Below are 24923 nucleotides of genomic sequence, written 5' to 3'. Positions count from 1 at the left end.
GCGAGGGGGGTGAAGATGGTGCCGGTTGCAGGCATTGGCGCGCGGCTCAAGCGCAAGGAAGACCCCCGCTTGATCACGGGCTCGGGCACCTATACCGACGACATCAAGCTGCCCGGTATGGTCCACATGGCCGTGGTGCGCAGCCCCCATGCCCATGCCCGGATCCGGGGGATCCATACCGCCGCGGCCCGCTCGGCACCGGGTGTGGTGGCGGTGCTGACGGGCGAGGAGCTGAAGCAGGGCTTGCAGGCGCCCCTGCCCTGCGCGTGGCTGTACGAGGGGCTGAAGAACCCGCCCCACTGGCCCCTGGCCATCGACGTGGTGCGCCACGTGGGCGAGGGGGTGGCCGTGGTGGTGGCGGAGACCCGGGCGGCGGCCCGGGACGCCGCGGCCCTGGTGGAGGTCGACTATGAGCCGCTGCCGGCCGTGGTCGACCCCGAGAGGGCCATGGATCCGGGCGCCCCCCGGGTCCACGAGCAGTTCGACAGCAACGTGGCCTACACCTGGGAGGCGGCCGGCGGCGACGTGGAGGCCGCGTTCCGGGAAGCCGACGTGGTGATCCGCCAGCGGCACCTGCAGCAGCGGCTGGTGCCCATGGCCCTGGAGCCCCGGGCGGTGGTGGCCGACTGCCACCCGGCCACGGGCGAGCTCACCGTCTGGAGCACCACCCAGATCCCGCACCTGCTCAAGATCAACCTCTGCGGGATCCTGGGCGTCCCTGAGCACCAGATGCGGGTGATCGCCCCGGAGGTCGGGGGCGGCTTCGGGGCCAAGCTCAACGTCTACCCGGAGGAGGTCATCGTCCCCTTCCTGGCCCGCCGGCTGCGGCGCCCCGTGAAGTGGGTGGAGGACCGGCGGGAGAACTTCGTCACCACCATCCACGGCCGGGAGGGCATCATCGACGTGGAGGTGGCCGCCCGGCGCGACGGCGAGATCCTGGGCATGCGGATCAACTGGATCTGCGACCTGGGGGCCTACAACCAGCTGAACACGCCCTACATCCCCATCCTGGGGCTCATCGTCTCGCCCGGACCCTACCGCCACAAGCACCACGCCATCAAGATCACCGGGGTCTTCACCAACAAGACGCCCACCGACGCCTACCGGGGGGCCGGCCGGCCCGAGGCCACCCACTTCCTGGAGCGGACCATCGACCGGCTGGCGGACGAACTCGGCCTGGATCCGGCCGAGGTGCGGCGCAAGAACTTCGTGCGCAAGGACGAGTTCCCGTACACCAACCCGGTGGGCATCACCTACGACTCCGGCGACTACCACGCCGCCCTGGACAAGGCGCTGGAGGCCGTAGGGTACGAGGAGCTCGAGCGGGAGCAGGCCGAGCGGCGCCGGCGGGGCGACCGGCTGCAGCTGGGAATCGGGATCTCCAGCTACATCGAGGCCTGCGGCCTGGCGCCGTCGGCGGCCCTGGCGGGGACCTTCTACGGGGGCAACCTGTTCGAGTCGGCCCAGGTGCGGGTCCACCACACCGGCAAGGTGACGGTCTACACGGGCTCGTCGGCCCACGGCCAGGGCCACGAGACCGCCTGGTCCCAGATCGTCGCCAGCGAGCTGGGCATTCCGCCGGAAGACGTGGAGGTGCTCCACGGCGACACGGGCCGCGGCCCCATCGGCCTGGGGACCTACGGCAGCCGCTCGGCGGCGGTGGGCGGCATCGCCCTCTACCACGCCCTGCAGAAGGTGAAGAAGAAGGCCGCCCTGATCGCGGCGCACCAGCTGGAGTGCAGCCCCGAGGACCTGGAGTTCGTGGACGGCGAGTTCCGGGTCAAGGGGGCGCCCCAGCGGGCTCTGAAGTTCACCCAGATCGCCGCCGCCGCCAACCTGGCGTCCCACATCAACTTCCCGCCGGGCCTGGAGCCGGGGCTGGAGGAGACGGCCTTCTGGCAGCCGGAGAACTTCACCTTCCCCTTCGGCACCCACGTGTGCGTGGTGGAGGTGGACACCGAGGACGGCCGCACCCGGATCCTGCGGTACGTCTGCGTGGACGACTGCGGCAACGTGATCAACCCGCTGCTGGCCGAGGGCCAGGTCCACGGCGGCATCGCCCAGGGCATCGCCCAGGCGCTGTTCGAGGAGCTGGTCTACGACGAGAACGGCCAGCCCGTCAACGCCTCGCTGATGGAGTACGCCGTGCCGACGGCGGCGGAGCTCCCGTCCTTCGAGTCGCACTTCACCTGCACGCCGTCGCCGGTCAACCCGCTGGGCGTCAAGGGCATCGGGGAGGCGGGCACCATCGCCGCCACGCCGGCGGTGGTCAACGCCATCGTCGACGCCGTCTCGCACCTGGGCGTGCGGCACATCGACATGCCCTGCAAGCCGGAGCGGGTGTGGCGGGCCATCCAGCAGGCCCAGGAAGCGGCGGCGGCCGCGGAAGGGGGGGAGGGGCGGTGATCCCCAGCGCCTTCGCCTATCACCGGCCGGAAAGCCTGGATGAGGTGTTCCGGCTGCTGGCGCAGTACGGCGACGGGGCCAAGCTTTTGGCGGGCGGGCACAGCCTGCTGCCCGCCATGAAGCTGCGCCTGGCCCAGCCCCAGGTCCTGATCGACCTGGGCCGGGTCCGGGAACTGTCCGGGATCTCGGTGGAACCGGACGGCGCCCTGCGCCTGGGGGCCCTGACGACCCACCACCAGGTGATGACCGACGCCACCATCCGCCGGCATGCGCCCTTGCTGTCCGAAGTGGCCGGGGTGATCGGCGACATGCAGGTGCGCTACCGCGGCACCCTGGGCGGCAGCATCGCCCACGCCGACCCTGCGGCCGACTACCCCGCGGCCCTCTTGGCGCTCGAGGCGGAGATCGAAGTGGCCGGGCCCGGCGGGGGGCGGACGATCCCGGCGGGGGAGTTCTTCTTCGGCCCCTTCATCACCGCCTTGCAGCCGGATGAGGTGGTGACGGCCGTCCGCATTCCGGCGGCTGCCGGCGGGGACCGGGGATGGAGCTGGGGGTACCGCTACCTGAAGATGGCCCGCAGGGCGTCCGACTTTGCCCTGGTGGGGGTCGCCGCCGCCGTGGCCCGGGACGGGGAGGGGGCTGCGGCCGCGGTCCGGGTGGCCCTGAACGGGGTGACGGGGGCGGCCTACCGGGCGTCGGCGGTGGAAGAGCACCTCACGGGCCGGGTCCCCACGGCGGAGCTTCTGGCGGAGGCCGCCCAGCGGGCGGTGGAAGGCGTGGACGTGGACGGGGACGCCCTGACCTCCGCCGAGTACCGGGCCCATCTGGCCCGGGTGTACACCCGCCGGGCGCTGGAAGAAGCCTGGCAGCGGGCCGGCGGGGAGGGGGCCATGGCCGCCGACTGAAGATGGGCGGCCGGGCTTGGCACCGGCCCTTCGGGTGGGGGCAGGGGGCGGCGGGCGCCGGCGGAGGGCGGCGCCCGCCGCTATCCGGGGAGGGCGCAAGGGTGCGGGCCGGGGCATGGTGCCCCGGCCCGCACCCTTGCAGGGGGTTGAGGGGCGGCTCCACCGGTGGCCCGCCTGGATGGCCGATGGTGGCTCGCCCGTCAGTCGATCACCTTGACCTCCAGCTTCATCCCGGGCAGCTTGGCCTTGTTCTGGAACAGGTAGTGGGCGACGATTTTGGCGTCCTCGATCACCACATCGGGTGCGGTCATGGACAGCGGGCTGCTGCCGCGCTGCTCGTCGACCGTCTGCTGGTTGAAGGAGATGGAGCCGGCCTCCTGGTAGGTCATGTCCTGCACCAGCCCGCTGATCTTTACCGGCGACGCAGTGATGGAGACCCGCACCGTCTTGCCGCCCACGTTGAGGTCCTTGTACAGGTGCAGGTTGGTGATCACCAGGTGGTCGATCTTGGCCCGGGCCATGGGCACGCCCGCCGCCTTGTCGGTGTCGTTGGTGACGGGCAACATCTGAAAGCCCGTGCCTTCCAGCCGGTCGAACTCCAGCATGACCCCGCCGATTCCCGCCAGCGGGGCCGCCAGGGCGATGCCCTGGGACATCATGACGAACAGCATGGCGCCCAACACGGCCATGGAGATGCCGAAGGTGACCCAGAAACGGCGCCGGGAGAAGGTCCCGGTGGTCACGGCGTACGACATGGGTCTTCCCCTCCCTGATGCCACGTACTGATCCGCTCACCCTGCCGTCCAGGCTTCGTCATGCCGGGGCGGGGGGCCGGGCAGGGACGGCTTCCTCTGCCCGGTGCCTCACGGCCCCTTGCGCAGCAGTCCACCCAGCCCCGCCGAGCCCAGAAGACCTCCTAGCAGGGGCAGCAGGCCGCCCTGGCCGTCGCCGGCTGGGGTTCCTGAACCGGTTCCGCTGGTATGGGCGGTCCCGTCCTGACCCGCTGCCTCCGGGCCGGACGAGCCGGTTCCTCCCAGCAGGCTGGTGACCAGGCGATCCAGGTCAGGCCAGTAGCGGCCGCAATCCCGGGCCAGCTGCAGGGTGACCGAACCCAGCTCTTTCGGTTCCACCAGGTGGTGCTCGACCAGGCCGCCCAGCAGCTCCGCCGCCGTCAGGGACGGGTCAGCGGCCAGAGGCTGGAAGGCACCGGCCGAGAGGTCCAGGGACTGGGCCACACAGGCCAGAGCCGGGGTCAGGTCGGGAAGCTGGGGCTGCACCGGCAGTGAAAGGGCCGGCTTGGAACCCTGCCGGGTCGGGCCCGAATCCGGCGCCTCCGGCGAGCCGGCCTCTGGGGCCGAGGTCGGTTCCTCCCCAAGGCAACTCAGCACGGCCTGGGGATCCAGGTGGCGCAGGGGCTTAAGGGCCGCCGCCAGATCCCCCTGCCGCAGCGCCTCCAGGTCCAGGAGGGACAGCGGATCCCGGTCGAGCGCCCCCTCCAGGCAGTGCACCAGCTCCCGGGCCTCAGGCGGCAGCGGCACGCCGGGCACGTCGGGGGTGGGAATCCGCGGCCTGGGCAGCGGCAGGTCCGGAAGGGGCGCCGACGGGATCTCGGGTCCGGGCCGTTGGGGCAAGGGCAGGTTCGGCAAAGGTAGCGGCAGGGCGGATCCTGTCCCCGCTTGTTGCCGCTGCCGATCGCGGCGCAGGTCGTCCGGGTTCCGGTACCTGCCGTGCAGCGCCGCCGCCTGCCGCTCCACCCACTGGATGCGGTCCCGCTGGGCCAGTTCGGCCGGGTCCGTGACGAAGCGCAGGACCGATCCCGGCAGCACGGCGGTGCCGGTGTGCATCCAGGTGGCCCGCATGCCCATGTCGCGCACGCGCAGGGTGACCTGCCCGCCGCTTTCCAAAAGGTCCAGCACGAACTGGATGGGGTCGGCGGACTGGACAGCCCCCGGGATGGTGCCGATCAGGGACAGCAGGTCGGTGCGCATGGCGGTGTCGGTCACCCGGGCCACCCCCTGGCTGGTGATCTGCAGGTACAGGGGCGAGCCCTGGCTGAGATCCTGGGTCAGGGCCAGGTTGTGGATCTCCGCCGACTCGAACCGCACGATGACCTCAAAGGGGCTGGCGCCGGGTTCCGTCACGGGCATGACGCTGGCCCCCCGTCCGACCATCTCGTCGGCGGTCACGATGAAGTAGCGATCGGGGACGAGAAGGTCTTCCAGGCTGGCGGTGCCGGGGCTGGCGGCACCGGCGGGTCCCGCGCCCACCAGGGCAAGGACCACCAGCATGACCGCCAGGGCGGGAAGAGCCGGCTGCCACCGGCGGCGCCACCGGTCCCGGCGAACCCGGCCGCCGGGCGCCGTGCCGGGCGAAAGGCCGCCGGCGGTGCCGGCCGTCGGCGACCGGCCGGGAACGCAGGCGGCGCCGGTACCGCCCGGGGCGCCGGGGTTGGGCGGGACGGCGGGCCGGTGGCCCCGGCCGGCGATGCGGGCGTTGTCCACGCTGTCACCCTCCTTTCTCCCGCAGGATGGGCCGGTTCTGGGGGAAAGGACGGGCAGCGAGGAGGGGCCGCGTCCCGGCCGTGCCCTTGCCCTCCCGCAGGTTTCGCCCCGAGGGATGTCCGCGGCGGCCCGGCCGGAGGCAGCGGCCGGGCACCGGGGTGCCCGGCCGCCGGCCTGAGAGGGGTGCAGCCACCCGGCCGGCCGGTTCGACGACCGGCCGGTCGGGACGGGTGCCCACCGTTGGGTGCCGAGGGTGGTCGCGGTGGCGGTGGGTGGTTGACGCCGTTCCCCCAGAACGGTTCACTAAGCGGATTCGGCGGGGTGACCGGCCTTATGAGGGTCGGGCGGGAGGCGGTGGTGCCGCCGGGCGGTGGCGGGGCGACCGGAGGGCAGGTGGCCGAGGGCGGGCGGGACAGGGTGGGACCGAACGGTCGGCAGGTGGGGGGCCGACGGGGAGTGGGTGGGGTATGAGGCCGGCGGTGGGCGCCGGGTCCGGCGGGCGATGGGCGCCGGTGCCGCCGGCCCCGATGCAGAGGAGACCGAGCGCCGGTTGCCCCTGCTGCCCTTACCGCATGGGGGATGGGGCCAGGCCGGTGTAGGCGGTCACCGCGGCGGCGACCTGGCGGGCGGCGCCCAGGGCCAGGGACAGGCCCTCCAGCCCCAGCCCGGCCAGGACGAAGAGTCCCTCGGCCCCGCCCAGGGGGGCCACGGGGCCGGCAAAGGGCAGGCCGCCGGGACCCCGCAGGTCGATCAGGGTCCGGGTGCGGCCCAGTTCCGCCTCGCCGGGCAGGTCGAAGCGGGTCACCAGATCGTCCACCAGGGCCACCAGCTGGTCGAAGGAGGGGGGCGCCCAGTCGCCTTCCAGGCGGGCAGCGGCCAGGAGGGCGCGGGGCTCGGGCCCCAGGACGAACTGCCAGATGAGGGAGCGCCGGGTGTACACGGCGGGCTCGGCCCGGCTGCCCTCCGGCAGCCGGAAGGGGATCACCACGTCTTTCACCCGGACGAACCGGCTGGCGAACCCGCCGGGCAGGCCGTCCATGGCCAGGCTGTCCGGCCGCGGGCCGGGCGCCAGCACCAGGGCGGCGGCCGGGATGGCTTCGCAGGGGCCGCCGGGCCGCTGGACCCGCACCCCCACCACCCGGCCGCCCCGGAGGACCGGTTCCACCACCCGGGCGCGGGTGAGCAGCTGCAGGCCGCTGCGCCGGGCCAAAAGCAGCATGGCGTCGAGGAACAGGAGGTGGTCCAGGAAGGCGGCGCGATCCGGCCGCCCGTTCAGGGCGGCGAAGGTCAGGCGGATGGGGGAGCGGGGGTGGTGGTGCTGGGCCAGGGCGAAATCCCAGGTGGTGCGGGCCCACCCGTCCAGCAGGGGATGACCCGCCACGGCCTTCAGCACCCCCACGGCCGTGCGGGTTTCGCCCAGACCCGGGAACTCCCCGTCATCAACCAGGAGCACGGGCCCATGGGGCTGCAGGGCGAAGGCCACGGCCGTGCCGGCGATGCCGCCGCCGGCCACCACCACGGGTGCGCGCCCGCCCGCCGGCCGGCGGTTCGTGTCCGGCTCCTGGGGTGATGGGATCGTCGCTTCCTGGGCAGGGGCCGGTGGCGTCCCCGGCGGGGTCCCAAGAGGGTGGAACGGGGCGTCCTGGTCCGGAGTCCTGGGCAAGGGGAAATGCTCCTTTCTCATGCGGAACCGCCCGGGGAGCCGCCGCCTAGGGGGCCTTTGGGGGCCGCCGTCGCTGCCCCCGGCGCTGCCGCACTCCGCCGGGGCGGGCCCGCGGGCACCGCCGGCGCCTGTTCCAGGGAGGCGAGGAACCGCGCCGCCCAGCCGTGCACGTCCAGGGCGGCCACCCGCTCCTTCAAGGCGGCCCGCCGCGCCTCCCAGGTGCGGCGGCCGCGCCCCTCCGCCAGCGACGCCAGAATGCCGTGCAGGGTCTCGGCCAGCCCGTCGACGTCATAGGGATTGACCCGAAGGGCCTCGGGCAATACCGCCGCCGCCCCGGCCAGGTTCGACAGCACCAGTACCCCATTCTCCGTCACCCAGGCGTACTCCTGGGCCACCAGGTTCATGCCGTCCCGCAGGGGCGTGACCAGGGCGACGTCGGCGGCCAGGTAGAAGGCCACCAGCTCCTGGGGCGGGAAGGCCCGGTAGAGGTAGCGGACGGGAAGCCACCCGTCCTGCATGAAGGCCCCGTTGATCCGGCCCACCTGCTCGTCGACCCGCCGCTTCAGCTGGCGGTAGGACTCCAGGCGCGTCCGGCTGGGCACGGCGATCTGGTACAGGGTGGCCTGGCCCCGCCACTGGGGGTGCTGCTCCAGCAGCCGCTCCCAGGCCGCCAGGCGTTCCGGGATGCCCTTGGTGTAATCCAGCCGGTCGACCCCCACCAGGACGAACCGGCCGCCGGCGGCACGGCGAAGGCGGGCGGCCCGCTCCCGGATGCGGGGCTCGGCGGCCCACCGGCGGAACCGGGCGGTGTCGATGCCGATGGGGTGGGCCTCCACCCGTACGGCCCGCCCCTGCCAGAGCACCCGCTGGCCCCGCACCACGGCACCGGGCAGCAGGCGGCAGGTGGCGAGGAAGTTGTCCACGTATTCCGCGGTGTGAAGGCCCACCAGGTCGGCGCCCAGCACGCCGGCCAGCAGCTCCTCCAGCCAGGGCAAGACCTGCCAGACCTCGGGCGGCGGCCAGGGGATGTGCCAGAAGAAGCCGATGCGGCCCTGGGGCCGGGCGGCCCGCAGCAGGGCGGGGACCAGCATCAGGTGGTAGTCCTGCACCCAGACGGGGACATGGGGATCGTCCCACAGGGAGAGCACGGCCTCGGCGAAGCGGCGGTTGGTCGACCGGTAGGCCGTGAGGAAGTCGCGGCGGATCTCCACCCGGTCCAGCAGGTAGTGGGCCAGGGGCCACAGGGTGCGGTTGGCCATGCCGTGGTACGAGCCGGCCACTTCCCGCGGCGGCAGGAAGAGCCGGTGCACGGCGAAGCGGGGTGCCGCGGGAGGATAGTGGAGAAGGGGCAGGGAGCCGGCGTCCTTCTCACCCCAGGCGACCCAGGCCCCACCCCGCCGCTCCAGGACGGGGAGGAGGGCCGTGGCCAGGCCCCCTACGGCCGGGACCCAGCCGTCGCCCTCCCGCCGGAGGGGCTCGCGGTTCGCCACCACCACCAGGGACACCGCCACCACCTCCTCGGGATTCCGGCTCCTCGGGATTCCGGGCCCGCCCGCATCCGGCGGGTTCAACTTCTTCCCCCCGATGCGGGCCCGTCCCGGCCAGCGCCCGGTTCTTGCCGGCCAGGGACGCGGGCCGGGGCGGGCCGCCCTCTCCGGCCGCCTCCTCCCGGCCTGGGATCCCGGCCGCCCCGGGCGGTCCCGCCCCATTGTTCGAGCAGCTGCCGGGCGTCCCGGTAGCCGATGTCTTCGGTGACGATTCGAGCCAGCTGTTCCCGCGCCCGGCGCAGATCGCCCAGGTCGTGGTAGGCCAGGGCCAGCTGGTAGCGGATTGCCTTCAGTGCCTCCGGGTCGCGCCGGAAGCGGGTCGCGGTCCTCAGGGTGGCCACCGCCAGGTCAGGGTGGCCGGCTTCCCGGAAGGCCTGGCCCATGATCGCCACCGCCCATAGATAGAGGGCATCGTCCCGGGGGATGTCCTGCAAGAGGGCCACGGCCTGGTGCAGGGCGTCGCCGGCCCCGGCACCGGGGGCCGAACCCGCCGAGCCGCCAGGGGCGGCCCCGCGCCCCTGGTGCCCTTCCACCAGGATCAGGGCCTTGAGCAGCCGGGCGGCATGATACCCCGGGTTCAGGGCCAGGGCGCCGTCCAGCTGGGCCACGGCTTCCCCATGGTGGCCGGTGCGTGCCAGCAGGTACGCCTGCAACAGGTCGACGCCCGGTGCCGACGGCAGCTCGACCCGCAAGGGCCAAGGCCGGAACTCCACCTCCCAGGCGGTGCGGGTGCGCCCGGCCAGCCGGCCCAGGGTATCGGGGCAGGCGTCGATCCGCAGCAGGGCGCCGGCGGCCTCGGCCTCCTGCCCGGCCTGCCAGAGGATGAGACCCCAGAGCAGCCACAGGTCAGCCTCCTCGGGATGCCGGGACAGCAGGGGTTCCACCAGCCGCCGGCCCTCTTCCCAGCGCCCGGCCCGGCAGGCCGTGGCGGCCTGCTGCCAGGTGCGCACCAGCTGCCCGTCCTTCCAGGACAAGAACAGCGCAGCCGCCAGGGTGCCCACGGCCAGCGGCCAGAGCCACGGTACGCCGGTGGCCACCAGGAGCAGCACCAGGCCGAGGCAGCCCAGGGCGCCGGTGGCCGGCCCGCCGTCCACCCGGCCGTCGGGGAACGACCGCACGGTCGTGGCGGGAGCAGCCTGCGCCGCCTCCCGGTGGCGGCGGCCCCGGCGCCGGGCGGGGGGAGCCAGGGTCTTGCGGTAATAGATCCCGCCGGTGCCGGCGTGGACGTAAGCTCCTCGGGGGCCGACGCCGATGCGGGCGCCCCGGGTGCCCACCGACACCCCCAGACCGGAGCGGGACAGGTTGAGCCGCACTCCAGGGGCCAGGCGGAAGCTCTTGCGCAGGTACCAGCCCATGACCCAGGCCGTGCTCCTTCCTCACGGGAGCCTCACCGGAGGCTGCTCCCGTTACCCTCAGCCCTTCGCCCCGGGATCCGAGGGTTCCTGGTTCTCCGGCCCGGGCCCCGGCGGCCCCCGGGCCGGTGCCTGCGGGCCCGCCTTGCCGCCGCACCAGCTGGCCCGCCGGCCTGCACCGCCGGGTGGAGCCGGGCACCGGCCGTCCAACCGCCCGCCCGCCGCGTTGGCTGCCGGGGTTCCGTCGCCCGCCGGTCGGGCGTTGCCCGTTTCAGCCGGTGCGGGGCACCTGCCAGCGCCGGGCCAGTCCCTGGGACAGCCGGTCCATCACGATGGCCAGGGCCACGATGGTGAAGCCCGATTCGAACCCCGCGCCGGGGTCGACCCGCTGGATGGCCCGCATCACGGCCTCGCCCACGCCCCCTGCGCCGACCATGCTGGCGATCACCACCATGGCCAGGGCCATCATGGTGGTCTGGTTGATCCCGGCCATGATGCTGGGCAGGGCCAGGGGCAGCCGGACCTGGGCCAGCAGCTGCCAGCGGGTGGCGCCGAAGGCCCGGGCCGCTTCCTGCACGTCGGCGGGTACCTGCCGGATACCCAGGTCGACCAGCCGCGCCACGGGCGGCAGGGCGTAGACCACCGTGGCCAGCGTCCCGGGGACCGGTCCCAGGGCTTGAAACAGCATCATCACCGGGATCAGGTACACGAAGCTGGGCATGGTCTGCATGGCGTCCAGGACGGGAATCACCAGGGCGTGGACCCGGCGCGACTCGGCCATGGCGATGCCCAGGGGCAGGCCGATGGCCACCGCCAGCGCCACGGCCACGATCACCATGGCCAGGGTCTCGATGGCCGCCTCCCAGTAGCCGAAGGCGCCGATGGCCAGCATCAGGGCCGCCAGGGTGAGGGCGGTCAGGGGCCGCCGGGTGATGGCCCAGCCGGCCAGCAGCACCCCGCCGATCCATACCCACCAGGGCACGGCCAGAAGGCCGGCTTCGATGGTGTTCAGCGAGCGGGTGATGGCCACGGAGATGCCGTGGAAGAACCCGCCACCGCGGTCCACCAGCCAGGCCAGGCCGTGCTGGATCCACGGCGCCACGTGGAATTCCAGCGCTTCAGGGAACAAGGTCCGATCCCCTCCGGCCCGGACCCCAGCCGGCCTTTCCTGCCTCCAGGGTGGGCGAGAGCAGGGTTTCCGCCAGGGGTTCCGCCAGCCCGCCCGCGGCCGGTTCGGCTGCCACGGCCCGGAAGGATTCCCCGGCGGCCCACCGCGGCTCGCCGGCGGCCGCGGGAAGGGTATCGGGCACGGCGGCCCGCAGGGGTCCCGCCGCCAGGGCGGCCGCCTCCCGCACGTCCCGGACGAACCGGCGGACGTAGTCGTCGGCAGGAGCCTGGATGATCTCCCGGGGCCTCCCCACCTGGACGATGCGCCCCGCCCGCATGATGGCCAGCCGGTCGCCCAGGCGCAGGGCTTCCTGCAGGTCGTGGGTGATGAAGACGATGGTCTTGTGCAGCTCCTCCTGCAGGCGCAGCAGCTCGTCCTGCAGCTCCCGCCGGATCAGGGGGTCCAGGCCGCTGAACGGTTCGTCCATCAAAAGCAGGTCGGCGTCCCGGGCCAGGGCGCGGGCGATGCCCACCCGCTGGCGCATGCCGCCCGACAGGGCGGCCGGGTAGCGGCCGGCCCACTTCTCCAGGCCCACCCGGGCCAGGGCCTCCCGGGCCCGCTCCACCTGCACCGGGCGGGGCTCGCCCCGCAGGCGCAGGCCGAAGGCCACGTTCTCCAGCACCGTCCGGTGGGGGAGCAGGCCGTAGTGCTGGAAGACCATGGCCACCCGGGTGCGGCGGAAGGCCGTGAGCTGGCGGGCGTCCATGGCGGTGACGTCCTCGCCGTCGAAGAGGATGCGGCCCGCCGTGGGCTCGACCAGGCGGAGCAGGCAGCGGACCAGGGTCGACTTCCCGCTGCCGGAGAGACCCATCACCACGAAGATCTCGCCGCGCCGGACGCGAAAGCTGGCTTCCCGCACGGCCACCACCGCGCCCCGCGCCTCCGCCCGGGCCACGGCCTCGGGATCATGGACATCGATGTCCTTGTCCCGGCGGGCGAAGATCTTCCAGAGGTCCTGGACGGCCAGCAGCACGGGGCTCGGGGTGGCGGCTTCATCCCGGCCCGGGCGGCCGCGGCCCCGGTGGCCGGTGGTGGCGTCGGGGCGGGCCGGTCCGGGCCCCCGGCCTCCCAACCCGGCATCGGAGCGGGAAGACCCCGGTTCGCGGTTACCGGACCCGCCGCCCGGGCGGGATGGGGCCGGCCCCCGGCCGCCGGGCCCGCCGCCCGCCCGGCCCGTTCCTCCGGTCGGAGATGCCGTCACGTCAGTTCACCTCCTCCAGGGCCTGCTTCACCCGCTGGTGCACCTCCGCGGGGACCCACTGTTCCCAGTCGTGATAGGTCTTGAGGAACCAGTGGGCCGCGCCGGCGGGGTCGCCGCCCTGTTCTTCCATGTAGGCCAGGGCCGCCGCCGTCTGGTCCAGGGTGGTCTCGTACTTCTTGAGGAACTCGACGACGTCCGGCGCCATGTCCTGCAGGCGGCTGTTGGCCGCCACCAGGACCTGGCTGGGCGGGTAGGCACAGGCCTTGCCGGAGTTCCAGCACTCCTCACTGTAGGCCGGTTCTTCCAGCCGGATCAGCTCGTACTTGCCGGTGATCCAGGTGGGCTCCCAGTAGTAGCCCACCCACGGCTTGCCCTGCCGGTAGGCGGTGGTGATGGACGTGTTGAGACCCGCTTCCGAACCGGGGTTGAAGGCGGTGAAGTGGTCGTCCAGGCCGTAGGCCTTGAGCTTCTGGGCGTTGATGTCCGAGCAGACCCAGCCCGTCGGGCAGTTGTAGAACCGGCCCTTGCCGGGCTCGGAGGGATCCTCGAAGAGCTGCCAGTAGCGCTCCAGGTCCTGCACCGAGCGCAGATCCGGCGCCATGGGCTCGATGCCGCGCTCGGGGTCGCCCTTGATGACATACGCGGGCACGTACCAGCCCTGGGGGGACTCGGGGTAGTTCTGGCCCAGGTCCAGCACCTTGCCCGAATCCAGGGCCTTCTGCCAGGCTTCGCGGATGTTGTCCGGCCACATCTCCATGGTGATGTGGACGCTGCCGTCCTGCAGGCCCTGGAGGATCGGGATGGTGTCGCCAAACTTGTAGTCCACGGGGTAGCCGTAGCCGTGCTCGATGATGAAGCCCGCGATGCGGTTGTGCACCTGCACGCTGTCCCAGCTGAAGTCGCCGAAGACCAGGGTGGGTTTGTCGCCGGCAGCGGCGCCCCCGCCGTTGCCGTCCCCGGCGGCCGGTGGGGCGTCACCGGTGTTGCCGCTGCCGCCGGTGCCGTTGCCGCACGCTGCTGTGAAGAGAAGCAGGACCAGGGTCAACAGGGACAGGGCCCACGTTCGGACCCGCGGGGCGCGCCGGCGGCCGTCCGCCGCCCGCCATGCCGCGGTGTTCACGCAACGACCTCCCTCCGCGGCAGGCCGCGGGGACGCGGGGGAAGGAACACGACGGGTGCTTCCGGGGTGGTGGAACCCCGCCGCAAGGGGGAAAGAGCAGGCAGGATGTGGCGTACATGCCAACGCCCGCGTGCCTACGGGGTTAGCTGGCGGGCTCGGGCCGGGCTGCCCTATCCCGGAGTCGCCGCGGTGGCCCGCGCGGTGGACCCTACCGCCCGCCGCCTGGCGCCGTTCAGCGGGCGCCGTGCCGCTTGGGCAGGGGTTCCAACGCTGGCCGGGCCGCGGCGGCCGGGAATTCGCCCCAAAGACGGTTCCCCCGCGCCCCCGGAGGGGGCTTCGGCCTGCCAGATTGGATTTGTGTTCCCAATATTATAAGAATGCTGCGGTCCTGTGCAAGGTTAAAAACGTCATTCAAAGCGGAGGGGACCGGCCCGGCGAGAGGCAAGGGCACAATCAAGCGCGGCGGCGGGGGCGGGAGCAAGCTCGCCGGGGGCGATCTGTTCGGCGCCGGCTGGCAGGAACTGGCTCGGCCGCCCCGGATTGTTCTTGCACCTCTTGTACGTCTTGAGGTGGACGACCCCCCGCATCGTCCCCCAGCCCAGCGCGGCCGGGCGGGCGGGTCGGGCCCCATACCGTCCCCGGGAGGGATGTGCATGGAGCGGTGGAGGCGTTACGTGCCCGCGTTGCTGGCAGGGCTCCTGATCCTGGCCCTGGCCGGCAACGTGGCGGCAGGGGTCGCGGCGGATCCCCGTCACGACTTCACGGAGGAGCGCGGGCAGCCGGCGGTTGGCGGCACGGGGTACGCCATCGTGGAGCTGGTCGACCCGCCGGCCGCTTCGTATACGGGCGGCATCGGCAAGCTGAAGGCCACCAAGCCTGCCCCGGGCAAGAAGCTGGACGCCAACAGCCGGGATGTGCAGGCGTATGTGCAATACCTGCGCGACCGGCACGAGCAGATCAAGGCGGCGATGCGGTCGGCCGCCCCCAAGGCCCGGGTGGTGCGGGAGTTCTTCCTGACGGGCAACGCCCTGGTGGTGGAGTTGAACGGCCACAATCCGGGCCAGCTGGCGGGGATCCGGGGCGTCAAGCGGGTGAGCGAGAGCTGGCTCTACCGGCCCGCCATGAACGTCAGCGCCGGGTTGATCGGGGCCGGTGCCCTCTGGACCAAGCTGGGCGACGGCCAGATGGACCAGGGCCGGGCCCGCGCGGGCGAGGGCATCAAGGTGGGGGTCATCGACTCGGGGATCGACCGGACCCACCCCTTCTTCCGGTGCAAGGACTACGACGGCGACGGGGACGTGGACGAGAAGGACATCCCGTCGAAGGTGTACGCCAGCGGCCTGGCGGGCGATCCCTCCCAGGTGCTGGTGAGCGACCACGGCACCCACGTGGCCGGGACCATCGCCGGCTGCGTGACGACCCTGCAGGAGGGGCCTGTTCGGGACACCTTGAGCGGCATCGCCCCGGCGGCCCGATTGTACGACTACAACGTGTTCCCCGGCTTCGGGGCCGGCTGGGTGGCCTACGGGGGCTCGGCCTTCAGCCACGATATCGCGGCCGCCCTGGAAGATGCGGTGCGTGACGGCATGGACGTGGTGAACATGAGCCTGGGTGGCGGTGTCCAGGGGCCCCACGACTACCTGGCCGAGGCGGTCAACGCGGCCGTGGACGCCGGCGTGGTGGTGGTGGCGGCGGCCGGCAACTCGGGGCCGGGCGACATGACGGTGGAATCGCCGGGCAGCGCCGCGCGGGCCATCACCGTGGGGGCGACCACCAACGCCCATTACATCGGCATCCCGGTCAGCGCCGGGGGGCGTGACTTCGGCGCCGCCACGGGCGACTTCTCACCCTTCGGCAGGGTGACCTCGCCCTACGCACTGGCCCGGGACGGCTCGGCACGGCCCGAGGAAGCCTGCTACCCGCTGGTGAACGGGGCGGAGGTGCGGGGCAAGATCGCCCTGGTGAAGCGCGGCAGCTGCACCTTCACCACCAAGGTGCGCAATGCCGAAGCCGCCGGTGCCACGGGGGTGCTGATCATCAACAACGTGGCGGGTGATCCCGTCGCCCCGGGGAGCGACGGGACGGCGCCGGCACCCACCATCCCTGCCGCCATGGTGTCGATGGCCGACGGCCAGTTCCTGATCGACCTGCTGGCTGCCGATCCCCAGGCCACGGTGACCATCGACGGGACGGTGGAGACGGAGATCCGCACCGGCTCTGGCGACATCCTGGCCGGGTTCTCGTCCCGTGGTCCCACGCCCTACACGTACCTGATCAAGCCCGATGTCACGGCGCCGGGGGTCAACATCTACTCGTCGGTCTTCGACGGCCAGTGGGCCATGTTCCAGGGGACCAGCATGGCCACGCCCCATGTGGCGGGTGCGGCCGCCCTGCTGCTCCAGCTGCACCCCGGCTGGTCACCCGCCGACGTCAAGTCGGCCCTGGTCAACACGGCGGCCCGCGTGGTCAAGGACCCGGTGAAGGCCATGTATGATCCCGGCGTGCTGGCCCGCGGGGGCGGGCGGATCGACCTGGCCCAGGCCGAGCCCACGCCGCTGACCCTGGACCCGGTCAGCGTGAGCTTCGGCTACTTCAACGGCAACGCACCGGTCAAGGGCCGCCAGGACATCACCCTGCACAACGTCAGCAGCTCCACCCAGACCTGCACGGTCACGGTGGTTCGGGATGCGGCCGACCCGGCCGTCACCGTGTCGGCGGAGCAGGTCACCCTGGCGGCGGGCGCCACCGCGACCCTGACCGTGAGCATGGAGGGGGGCCGCAGCGACCGGCTGCCCAGTGGCGACTATGACGGTGAGCTGGTCCTGGACTGCGGCGGCAAGGTGCTGCGGGCACCCTGGTGGTTGCGGGTGAACCGTGAGGCCAAGCCGTAAGGACCGGGACCTCCGCCGGGGCCGTGAAGACGGCGGATCCGCACTCGGGACGGGGGCGGCACTCCGAGGTCCCCGGGTGGCCGCCGCGCAGGCCTGAGGCTGAGAAGCAAGGAGGCGCCCATTGGGCGCCTCCTTGCTTTCCTGGGTGGCCGGCACGGGGCTTCGCTGGGCGGCTGCCACGGGCCGGCCGGTTCTTCCGTCGTGAGGGAGCTGCCCGTACGGGCTTGTGGGGTCCCCCGGTTCCAGCCGGGAGAGGCGAAACCAGGGGCCGGGTCCGGCGCCAGGCGGCCTTCAGGAATCAGCCTGGGCGCTGGCCGGTTCCCCGCCCTTCCGGCCGGCGGGACCGGGCCAGTAGACCCAGAAGGTCTCTTCGGTGAAGAGCCGGGCGAAGCGCCGGGCCATCTCCGGGTCCTGTTCCATGCGCTCCTCCCAGCCGTAGGTCTGGGAGCGGTGGGCACGGAAGGCCGCTTCCTTCTGGGGCCGGACCGCCGCCACCGGGACGGTGACCAGGGGCAGGCCGGGGTCGGCGTCGCGCACGGGGCCGCGCACGCACAGCAGGCGCGGCCGGCGGGCAGGAGGGATGCCCATGACGGCCTCCACGGTGACGGCGCCGGTGGCGTTGTGGTCGGGGTGCCCGCCCAGCTCCGGGTGGAAGGTGATGACGGTGGTCGCGCCCGTCTCCTCGAGAATCCCCCGGATCCGTGCGGCCAGCCGGCTGCGGTCCTCGAACTCCACGGTCTTGTCCCACACCCCCAGGACCCGGACGTCGCCGACGCCCACGGCGGCCATGGCCTGCCGCAGCTCGCCGATGCGCAGGGGCCCCAGTCCTTCCCGCGTGGCCAGGGGGGGCTGGCCGACCCGGCGACCCATCTGCCCGGCGGTGACCGAGACCATGGTGACGGCGATGCCCTGCCCCACCGCCAGGGCCATGGTGCCCGCGGCACCGAAGGACTCGTCGTCAGGATGGGCCAGGACCACCACCAGATGCCGGTCCCAGGGCGCCGGGACCGGCTCGGGCACCGGCTCGGCGTGCGGGCCGGCGGCCACGGTGGCACCGCCATCCCTTGCAGCCGGCGCCTCCGGCGCGGTCCGACCCGCAGGGACGGTGCGGCCCGGCCCCTCCTCCAGGGCGGAAGGGGAAGCCGGCTCCACCCCCCCTTCACCGGCGGGGACGGTTCTGGCGGAGACGCCATCCCCAGGAGTTGACAGGGGGAACGGGCCCCGGCTCAGTTCCAGGACCACCGTCAGCCGTCCCTCGTCGTCGTGCCCCTCCAGGATCAGCCGCCCCGGTTCTTCCTGCCAGTGGGTCAGCCCCTCGGCGTAGACCCACCCGCCGGCCACCCGCAGCCCGGCCCGGAAGGGGCCGGCACCGCGCAGGGCGGCGTCCTCCAACTGGACCTGCACGTTTCGGGCGAAGGCGCCGAATCCGCCCCGGGTGTAGGCCCCGTGGGTCGTCTCCAGGTGCAGGTAGACCGGTGCTCCCACAAAAGCTTGCAAAGCCCGCTGGACGCGGGCCGGTTCGATGGCCTCCATCGCTGCGCCTCCTGGAGTGGTGTGCGCTGGTGTGCGGCCGGCGAGCGTGCACCACCGGCCGGCTTGCGAACCCGTTGCAAACCGCCAAGACATGAATGCAGTCTAATGCAGTTTAACCCTTCGCCAGAAGGCGCGCCTCTCCCTGCGCAGCGGGGCCGGGCACCAGGTCCACCGGGGCGCGGCGGCCCACGGCCACCACGGCCGCCACCGCCAGGGCCGCCAGCACCGTGATGCCGCCCACCGGCTCACCCAGGCCCACCCTGGCGGCCAGCAGGGTCAGGAAGGGCTGCAGCAGCTGGAGCTGGCTGGTGCGGGCCACGCCGGCCAGGGCCATGGCCCGGTACCACAGGACGAACCCGGCCAGCTGGGTCACCCCGGTGATGTACATCCACGCCAGCCAGGCGAGGACCGCCTTGTCCCAGGGCACCGGTGCGGGGGAGGGGAGGACCCCGCCGGCGGCTGCAGCCGGACCTGCCGGCGGTCCTGCCGCCGGTCCTGGTACCGGTCCTGCTGGCGGTCCGGACACCGGCCCTGCGGCGCCGGCGGCGCCGGGGAGGGCGGTCATGACGGCCGTGCCGGCCAGGGTGACAGGCAGGGCCACCCACAACCCCCAGGCGATGGGGAGGAACCCGCCGTGGCGGCGGGCCAGGCGGCCGCCTGCGGCGTGGCCGGCGGCCGCCGCCACGATGGCCGCCAGCATCCAAAGGTCGGCCGGCCGGGACTTGCCGGCGCCTATGTAGACCGCAAATCCCGTGACCACTCCACTGCCCGCCAGTGCGGCCATCCAGAAGCGGCCCGACGGGCGCTCCCCGGCCCGCCACGTGGCGAAGCCCGAGGTTAGCAGGGGGAGCAGGCCCAGGAGCACGGCGCCGTGGGCGGACGGAAGGCGGGTCAGGGCCAGGGTAGAAAACCATGGAAATACGGTGACGGTGCCGAAGGCCACCAGCAGCACCCCCGGCCAGTCGTCCCGGGGCGGCCACACCGGCCCCCAGGGTTTGCGGCCGCCGGGGCATTGCCGGGCCGTCCCAGGATTCGGGGTGTTCCGGGCCTTCCGCCGGTGGCCGGGACTCCGGCCCGTCAGGATCCCGGCCGCCAGGGCGGCCAGCACCGCGGCGCCCGCGGCCCGGCCGGGTCCCACCAGCCCCGGCGGCAGGACCTCGAGGGCCAGCCGGGTGGCGGGCAGCGTCAGGCTGAAAAGGGCGACGGCCAGAAGGCCGAGGGTTGCTCCGAGCAGGCCCTGGCGCGAGTCCGGCTGCCGGGGCGGGTGGCCGGTCGTGGGGGCGGCAGTCGAGGCCGCGGGCACGGGATCTTCACCCTTCGGGCGGCCGGGGTGCCGGCCGCTACCGCACCATACGCCGGGGCGGCCCGGATGGTGCGGCCACGCTTGCCGGGGCGGCGGGGCCGCCCGAAGCGGGTGCGGCCTGCCTTCCCGGTCCGGGTGGCATGGCGCCCCTTAGCCAAGCGCCCGCAGGTCCCGGACCACGCCGTCCAGGGTCCGGGCAGTGGCGGGGTCGAGCGCCGCCAGGGCCTGCGCCTCCACGTCCATGGCGCTGAGATAGAGCCGGGCCTGCAACGCCTGCCGGGCCCGGCTGCGGGCCGCGCGGGCCAGGGTCAGGGCCCGCCGGTACCGGCCGGCCGCCAGTTCCAGGGAAGCCAGGTCCGTCAGGGCGCTGGCGATCCCGTCGGCCCGCCCCGCCCGCCGGTAGGCCCGCAGGCAGTCGAGCAGCCGCCGGCGGCCTGCCCGGAAGGCCCCTTGCCGGATCTGCACCAGGGCCAGGTCGTGGTGGGCCAGGAGGAGCCGTTCGGGGTCCCGTCCTCGGTACAGGCGGATGGCCCGCTCCAGGTGGTAGGCCGCCAGGTCCAGCCGGCCCAGGGCACAGCAGCAGCAGCCGAGACCGTGATGGCAAGCCGCCACCAGGCCGCGCGGCAGGCCCCGTACCGGAACCGGCATGGGAAGCGCGACCGGCGGCGCGGCGGGCTCCGCGGCACACCCGGCGGCAGCCGGGGCTGCGCCCGCCGGCCCGGTTCCTCCGGCACCGGCCGGCCCCCCGGGCAGGCCCACGGCATAGGCAGCGGCGGCCTCCTCGTACGCCCCCTGGCGGAACAGGGTGCTGCCGAGGGCCACGTGGGCGCGGACCCGGTCGGCCGGGCGGCTGGCCGCCGCCGCGGCCAGCCGGAAGGCCTCCGCGGCCACGGCCAGTTCCTCCCGCTGGAAGGCCAGCTTGCCCCGGGTGTAGTGGAGACGGAAGGCCGTCCCGGGCGGGCAGCGGTCCAGGGGGACGCGGGGCAGCAGCTGGAGGGCGGCAAACAGGTGCTGGCCGGCGTCGTCCGGCCGGTTCCCGGAGGCCAGGGCGTAGGCCAGCTCCACGTGCACCGCCAGAAGGAGTGGCGAGTCGTCCTCGTGCTGGAGCAGTTCGAGGGCCAGGCGATAGGACTCCACGGCCTCGGCGTACCGCCGGCGGCCGGCATACCGGCGGGCCCGCCGGACGTAGTCATGGATCACCCGGCTGCGGGTGAAGGCGTCTTCATCACCCAGGAAGTAGGCCACGGGTTTGCCGAGGCGGCCGGCCAGAAGCTGCAGGGTCGGCAGCGGCGGCACCACCTCGTTGGCCTCGATGCGGCTGATGTACGAGCGGTCGAAGAGTCCGGCGGCCAGCTGTTCCTGGGTCATGCCCAGCTCGCGGCGCCGGGCACGGATACGGTCGCCGATCATGGGCGGCCCTCCCTTCGCGATGCGGCGGCGGCCGGATCGCACCGTGCAGCCCGTGGCGTTCACGCCCGTGAGGGGCCGGCACGCCGTGGACAGGCGGCCCTGCCTCATCATGGACATCGATACTCCCGCTGTGGCCGGAGGGTGAGGACATGATCAGGGTTCGGTGGCTGGCGGCGGCAACCCTGTTGACATGGCTGACATGGTGGGCGGTGGCCGGAGCCGGCTTGACGGGCCGGGCGGTCGCTCAAGGTGCCGGGCCGGGCGGCCCGGAGGGACCTGTGACCGGGCTCGGGCACCAGTCCCCCGGCGCGGAGCTGCGGGCCGACCTCATGGGGCCCGGCATCCCTGACATGTGGCGGCTGGCCGACCTGATGGGACCCGGGGTTCCGGACATGTGGAGCTAGGTCTGCCCACCTCAAGGCCCCCCTGAGCGGCGGCGGTGCGCTGGCACCGCCGCCGCGGCTTTTAGGCGGGCTCCGGCGCGCATCCTAACCGCAGGCAGGAAAACGGAGGGATGCACCATGGCCGGCGGAAGGTTGAACGGGCATAGCCGCCCGGGCGGTGCCGGTCGGGCGGGAGCCGAACACGGCCGCGCGGCGGCCGGCACCCGCGGCGCCGGCAAGGCCGAGGGGGAGGAGGAGCCCGCCGGGGTCCCGGACGGCGGTGAGCGCGAAGCGGTGGCAGCGGGGGGAGGCGGTGCCGGCGGCGCCGTGTGGAATGCGGTGCAGGCGCCGCTGCATGAGATCGTCGACCTGGCCCGGGACCTGGAACGGCATCTGGAAGGCGCCCACGGGGCGCGGGCCCACCGGTTGCGCCAGCTGGCGGAGGAAGTAGTGGCAAGGCTCCGTCCCGGCGAGGAGTGAGATCCGGCAGGGAGAACAGCGGGCGGGAACTGCCGGCCGGAGAAGGCCCAGAGCCGCGCGGGATCCGGCGTTGAACACAGGGGCTTCGGGGCGGCGGGCCTGCCCGGCGGGACCAGGCCGGTTCGGGGCCGGCGCAGGGCGGGGCCGGCACGGGGCCGGAGCCGGGCGGGGCAGGGGCGGTTCAGGGCCGGGGCGGCTCGGGACTGGTGCGGGCGCGGTTCGGGACCGGGGCCGAGGCGGTTCCCCGCCGGCCCGTTGCCTCAGGTCATCCTGCCTTCTGGCAGCGGCTGCAGTAGCCGTACACCTCGAAGGCGTGCCCGAGCACGCGGAAACCGGGGTCCTGGGACGGCACGGCCTGCAGGGTGGCCGTCGGGCACCACTCCACGCAGAAGGAGCGGCCGCAGGCCACGCAGACGAAATGGTGGTGGTGGCGGTCGTCCCCCTGGTACTCGAAGCGGGTGCCGTCCCGCCCCTGCAGGTTGACAGGGCTGATCAAGCCGCAGCGGGTCAGCACGGTCAGGTTGCGGTAGACGGTGTCCACGCTCACCCGGGGGTGGCGGGCACGAACGGCGTCGGTCACCTCCCGGGCCGTGACGGGACGCCCCGCCCGCATCACCGCTTTGAGGATCTCCATCCGCTGGGGCGTCACCTTCAGCCCCCGCTCCCTGAGCCGCTGTACCGCGCGCTGCAGGTTCATGCCGGTTCCCTGCCTTCGCTACCTAAAATGACATGATGGTCAGGCGGCGATCCGGGCCCCTCCCGCCGGGTTTACGGGGCAACACCGGCGGGCATGCCGCCGGGGCTGGACTCTGTCCCGGGGAAGGTGGCCATGGCCGCGTGCTGTCCGGAATATTCAGAATAAGCTGATCCTTTCTCCAATCTAACCTGCTACCTTCGTTGTGTCAAAACCGAGGGACAACGGCCTGAGAACATGGGCGGTGGGCGCAGGTGGGCCACTGCCGGCCGCCACGGCCGGGGGCTCGCCCGCTCGCGGCGCACCGTGCCGTGCCCGGCAGCAGGACCAACCCTTGACAGGCTGCCCGGCGCCCATCTATTACTAGATAGGAATATTCCGATTCAGCTGCGGGGGGCACCCGTAGCGGAAGGCAGGTCCAGGACATGCCGGATACGGAGCGGTCCGCGACACCATGCAAAGGCCTCGGCGGGACGAACCCGGCAGCGGGGGCCGGACGGGGTGCCTCCGCCCGCGGTGCTGCCGCCCGGACCGGTTCGTCCGCACCGGCGGCCGCCGGCGAGGCGGCCCCGGTGGTGGTGGAACTGGAGGCGATCCATTTCGCCTACGGTACGGAACCTGTGCTGGAGAACGTGTCGCTGGTGGTGCGGCGGGGCGAGTTTCTGGGCCTGGTGGGACCCAACGGTTCGGGGAAGACCACCCTCTTGCGCATCCTGCTGGGCCTGCAGGCTCCCACCCGGGGGCGGGTGCGCCTCTTCGGCGAGGACATCGCCGCCTTTCGCCAGTGGTGGCGGGTGGGCTACGTCCCCCAGCGCCCGGCGGCCCTGGCCGGGGGCTTCCCCGCCACGGTGGAGGAAGTGGTGGCCACCGGGCTGGCGGCGGGTGGCCGTGGCCGGGCCGGCTCCGGCAGGAGCCCCGCCGGACCGCCACCGCCCCGCTCCCCCCGGGAGGCCCTGGCGCTGGTGGGGATGGAGCACCTGGCCCACCGGCCCATCGGCCGGCTGTCCGGCGGGCAGCAGCAGCGGGTCTTCCTGGCCCGGGCCCTGGTCAGCCGCCCGGAGCTTCTGGTGCTGGACGAACCCCTGGAGGGGGTGGATGCGGCCACCCAGGAGCGGTTCTACGGTCTGGTGCGGCGGCTGCGGGAGCAGGAGGGGCTGACGGTTATCATGGTGTCCCATGACATCGGCGTCGTCAGTACCGAGGTCAGCACCCTGGCCTGCCTCAACCGGCGCCTGTTCTTCCACGGGGCGCCGGAAAGGCTGGAGCCCGGTGCCATGGCGGAGCTGTACGGCTTTCCGGTGACCACCGTCGACCACCGCCATTAGGCGGGGTGGCTCGAGGCGGCGGCCCGGCCGGCGCTGGAGGCCGGAGGTCCGCTGGAGATCGGCGGCGGGCGGGGCTTCCGGCGGCCCGGCCCGGGTCCGACGCCCCGGGGCGGCGGGTCGGGCGGAAGGGCAGGGGAGTGCCGAACCCAGGAGGAGGTGGCCGGGCTGACCGGCCTGGTGGGGATGGTTCAGAGTCTGGCGGCGATGTTTCAGTACGACTTCATGGTCCGCGCCCTGGTGGCCGGGACCCTGGTGGGCCTGCTGGCGCCGGTGGTCGGGCTCTTCCTTGTGCTGCGGCGCCTCTCGCTGATGGGCGATGCTCTGGCCCACGTGGCCCTGGCGGGGCTGGCCGGGGGACTCTGGCTGGGGGTGTACCCCACCGGCGCGGCCCTGGGCCTGGCGGCCGCGGCCGCCGCGGCCATGGAGGCCTTGCGCGCCCGGTACCGGCGGCACGGCGAGCTGGCAGTGGCCATCACCCTGTCGACGGCGGTCGCCCTGGCGGCCGTGTTCTTCAGCCTGGGAGGGACGGCGGGCCTGGATCTCTTCGCCTACCTGTTCGGCAGCGTGCTGACCGTCGCCCCGGCGGACGTGACGCTGATCGGCGCCCTGACCGTGGTGGTGCTGGCGGTGGTGGCCGCGCTCTACCGGGACCTGCTGGCCGTCACCCTGGACGAGCAACTGGCGCAGGTGGCGGGCCTGCCCGTGGGCGCGCTGAACGCCCTCTTCACCATGATGGCGGCGGCCGGGGTGGCGGCCAGCATGCGGGTGGTGGGCGTGCTGCTGGTCTCGTCCCTAATGGTCCTGCCCGTGGCGGCCAGCCTGCAGGTGGCCCGGAGCTTTCGCGGGGCACTGGGGCTCGCCGTGGTCTTCGCCCAGGCCGCCGTCTGGGTGGGGCTCAGCACGGCCTACTGGATGAACCTGCCCCCCGGCGCCACGGTGGTGCTGGCGGCGGTGGTGGTGCTGCTGGGCACCCTGGTGGCCAGGCGGGTCTGGCCCGAGCTGGGGCCGGCGTGAAGCGGCAGGTTGCGGTGGAAGGGAGCT

The 24923-nt window shown here is 73.5% G+C and carries 19 protein-coding genes; 7 read left to right on the top strand and 12 right to left on the bottom strand.

Annotated elements, in window-relative coordinates; all coding sequences use genetic code 11:
* Positions 1-15: 15 nt before the first annotated feature.
* Together ACZ5T9_RS11430 and ACZ5T9_RS11425 are read left to right on the top strand one after the other, a co-directional pair.
* Positions 16-2406, top strand: coding sequence for a xanthine dehydrogenase family protein molybdopterin-binding subunit (locus ACZ5T9_RS11430; protein ID WP_464833216.1), 2391 nt, complete (start codon positions 16-18; stop codon positions 2404-2406).
* Entirely contained in the window at positions 2403-3311 is a 909-nt protein-coding gene (locus ACZ5T9_RS11425; protein ID WP_464833214.1) for an FAD binding domain-containing protein, read from the top strand. The genes ACZ5T9_RS11430 and ACZ5T9_RS11425 overlap by 4 nt, the downstream gene beginning before the upstream one ends.
* A gap of 200 nt (positions 3312-3511) precedes the next feature.
* Here the strand turns inward: ACZ5T9_RS11425 and ACZ5T9_RS11420 are convergent, their stop codons facing one another.
* From ACZ5T9_RS11420 to ACZ5T9_RS11385, 8 genes are all read right to left on the bottom strand, one after another.
* Positions 3512-4066: a DUF6230 family protein gene (locus ACZ5T9_RS11420; protein ID WP_464833212.1), complete on the bottom strand. Its 555-nt coding sequence runs from the start codon at positions 4064-4066 to the stop codon at positions 3512-3514.
* Between the two features lie 108 nt (positions 4067-4174).
* On the bottom strand, positions 4175-5812 hold the full coding sequence (locus tag ACZ5T9_RS11415) for a hypothetical protein (RefSeq protein ID WP_464833211.1): 1638 nt from the start codon (positions 5810-5812) through the stop codon (positions 4175-4177).
* A 565-nt stretch (positions 5813-6377) separates the two neighbouring features.
* Positions 6378-7331 (bottom strand): FAD-dependent oxidoreductase, encoded by a 954-nt coding sequence (locus ACZ5T9_RS11410; RefSeq protein ID WP_464833210.1) that lies wholly within the window; start codon positions 7329-7331, stop codon positions 6378-6380.
* A 161-nt stretch (positions 7332-7492) separates the two neighbouring features.
* A complete protein-coding gene (locus tag ACZ5T9_RS11405) occupies positions 7493-8980 on the bottom strand; it encodes an alpha,alpha-trehalose-phosphate synthase (UDP-forming) (RefSeq protein ID WP_464833208.1) in 1488 nt (495 codons plus the stop codon).
* A gap of 62 nt (positions 8981-9042) precedes the next feature.
* The gene (locus tag ACZ5T9_RS11400; RefSeq protein WP_464833207.1) at positions 9043-10377 is read right to left on the bottom strand and encodes a DUF4236 domain-containing protein; all 1335 of its coding nucleotides are present in this window, start codon (positions 10375-10377) and stop codon (positions 9043-9045) included.
* 268 nt (positions 10378-10645) lie between these two features.
* Positions 10646-11503, bottom strand: a complete 858-nt coding sequence (locus ACZ5T9_RS11395; RefSeq protein ID WP_464833205.1) for an ABC transporter permease — start codon at positions 11501-11503, stop codon at positions 10646-10648.
* Entirely contained in the window at positions 11493-12743 is a 1251-nt protein-coding gene (locus ACZ5T9_RS11390; RefSeq protein WP_464833204.1) for a quaternary amine ABC transporter ATP-binding protein, read from the bottom strand. Before ACZ5T9_RS11390 ends, ACZ5T9_RS11395 begins: the two co-directional genes overlap by 11 nt.
* 1 nt (position 12744) lies before the next feature.
* Positions 12745-13863: an ABC transporter substrate-binding protein gene (locus ACZ5T9_RS11385; protein WP_464833203.1), complete on the bottom strand. Its 1119-nt coding sequence runs from the start codon at positions 13861-13863 to the stop codon at positions 12745-12747.
* Between the two features lie 653 nt (positions 13864-14516).
* Between ACZ5T9_RS11385 and ACZ5T9_RS11380 the strand changes: the two genes are divergently transcribed.
* Complete coding sequence (locus tag ACZ5T9_RS11380; RefSeq protein ID WP_464833202.1) at positions 14517-16754, top strand: S8 family serine peptidase; 2238 nt, start codon at positions 14517-14519, stop codon at positions 16752-16754.
* Between the two features lie 291 nt (positions 16755-17045).
* On the opposite strand, the gene bshB2 is transcribed toward ACZ5T9_RS11380, so the two are convergent.
* From bshB2 to ACZ5T9_RS11365, 3 genes are all read right to left on the bottom strand, one after another.
* A complete protein-coding gene (gene bshB2, locus ACZ5T9_RS11375; protein ID WP_464833200.1) occupies positions 17046-18287 on the bottom strand; it encodes a bacillithiol biosynthesis deacetylase BshB2 in 1242 nt (413 codons plus the stop codon).
* A 112-nt stretch (positions 18288-18399) separates the two neighbouring features.
* Entirely contained in the window at positions 18400-19590 is a 1191-nt protein-coding gene (locus ACZ5T9_RS11370) for an EamA family transporter (RefSeq protein ID WP_464833198.1), read from the bottom strand.
* Between the two features lie 150 nt (positions 19591-19740).
* Positions 19741-21000, bottom strand: coding sequence for a helix-turn-helix domain-containing protein (locus tag ACZ5T9_RS11365; RefSeq protein WP_464833196.1), 1260 nt, complete (start codon positions 20998-21000; stop codon positions 19741-19743).
* Between the two features lie 149 nt (positions 21001-21149).
* Here ACZ5T9_RS11365 and ACZ5T9_RS11360 point away from each other — a divergent pair, with 149 nt between their 5' ends.
* Entirely contained in the window at positions 21150-21404 is a 255-nt protein-coding gene (locus ACZ5T9_RS11360) for a hypothetical protein (RefSeq protein ID WP_464833195.1), read from the top strand.
* 117 nt (positions 21405-21521) lie between these two features.
* Complete coding sequence (locus ACZ5T9_RS11355; RefSeq protein ID WP_464833194.1) at positions 21522-21863, top strand: hypothetical protein; 342 nt, start codon at positions 21522-21524, stop codon at positions 21861-21863.
* A gap of 265 nt (positions 21864-22128) precedes the next feature.
* Here the strand turns inward: ACZ5T9_RS11355 and ACZ5T9_RS11350 are convergent, their stop codons facing one another.
* Complete coding sequence (locus ACZ5T9_RS11350) at positions 22129-22560, bottom strand: Fur family transcriptional regulator (protein WP_006904281.1); 432 nt, start codon at positions 22558-22560, stop codon at positions 22129-22131.
* Positions 22561-22982: 422 nt separating this feature from the next.
* Here ACZ5T9_RS11350 and ACZ5T9_RS11345 point away from each other — a divergent pair, with 422 nt between their 5' ends.
* Both ACZ5T9_RS11345 and ACZ5T9_RS11340 read left to right on the top strand, forming a co-directional pair.
* Positions 22983-23882, top strand: coding sequence for a metal ABC transporter ATP-binding protein (locus ACZ5T9_RS11345; protein ID WP_464833192.1), 900 nt, complete (start codon positions 22983-22985; stop codon positions 23880-23882).
* 156 nt (positions 23883-24038) lie between these two features.
* Entirely contained in the window at positions 24039-24896 is an 858-nt protein-coding gene (locus tag ACZ5T9_RS11340) for a metal ABC transporter permease (protein WP_464833191.1), read from the top strand.
* Positions 24897-24923: the final 27 nt, after the last annotated feature.

This window comes from Thermaerobacter nagasakiensis, from assembly GCF_055396825.1.
The sequence above is the reverse complement of the archived record's forward strand: the minus strand, read 5'-3'. Positions and strand labels throughout refer to the sequence as shown.

Coding starts and splice junctions, on each gene's coding strand:
- bshB2 (WP_464833200.1), bottom strand. CDS start 18,287: ATGGAGGCCATCGAACCGGCCCGCGTCCAGCGGGCTTTGCAAGCTTTT.
- ACZ5T9_RS11400 (WP_464833207.1), bottom strand. CDS start 10,377: ATGGGCTGGTACCTGCGCAAGAGCTTCCGCCTGGCCCCTGGAGTGCGG.
- ACZ5T9_RS11355 (WP_464833194.1), top strand. CDS start 21,522: ATGGCCGGCGGAAGGTTGAACGGGCATAGCCGCCCGGGCGGTGCCGGT.
- ACZ5T9_RS11420 (WP_464833212.1), bottom strand. CDS start 4,066: ATGTCGTACGCCGTGACCACCGGGACCTTCTCCCGGCGCCGTTTCTGG.
- ACZ5T9_RS11350 (WP_006904281.1), bottom strand. CDS start 22,560: ATGAACCTGCAGCGCGCGGTACAGCGGCTCAGGGAGCGGGGGCTGAAG.
- ACZ5T9_RS11360 (WP_464833195.1), top strand. CDS start 21,150: ATGATCAGGGTTCGGTGGCTGGCGGCGGCAACCCTGTTGACATGGCTG.
- ACZ5T9_RS11430 (WP_464833216.1), top strand. CDS start 16: ATGGTGCCGGTTGCAGGCATTGGCGCGCGGCTCAAGCGCAAGGAAGAC.
- ACZ5T9_RS11380 (WP_464833202.1), top strand. CDS start 14,517: ATGGAGCGGTGGAGGCGTTACGTGCCCGCGTTGCTGGCAGGGCTCCTG.
- ACZ5T9_RS11365 (WP_464833196.1), bottom strand. CDS start 21,000: ATGATCGGCGACCGTATCCGTGCCCGGCGCCGCGAGCTGGGCATGACC.
- ACZ5T9_RS11345 (WP_464833192.1), top strand. CDS start 22,983: ATGCCGGATACGGAGCGGTCCGCGACACCATGCAAAGGCCTCGGCGGG.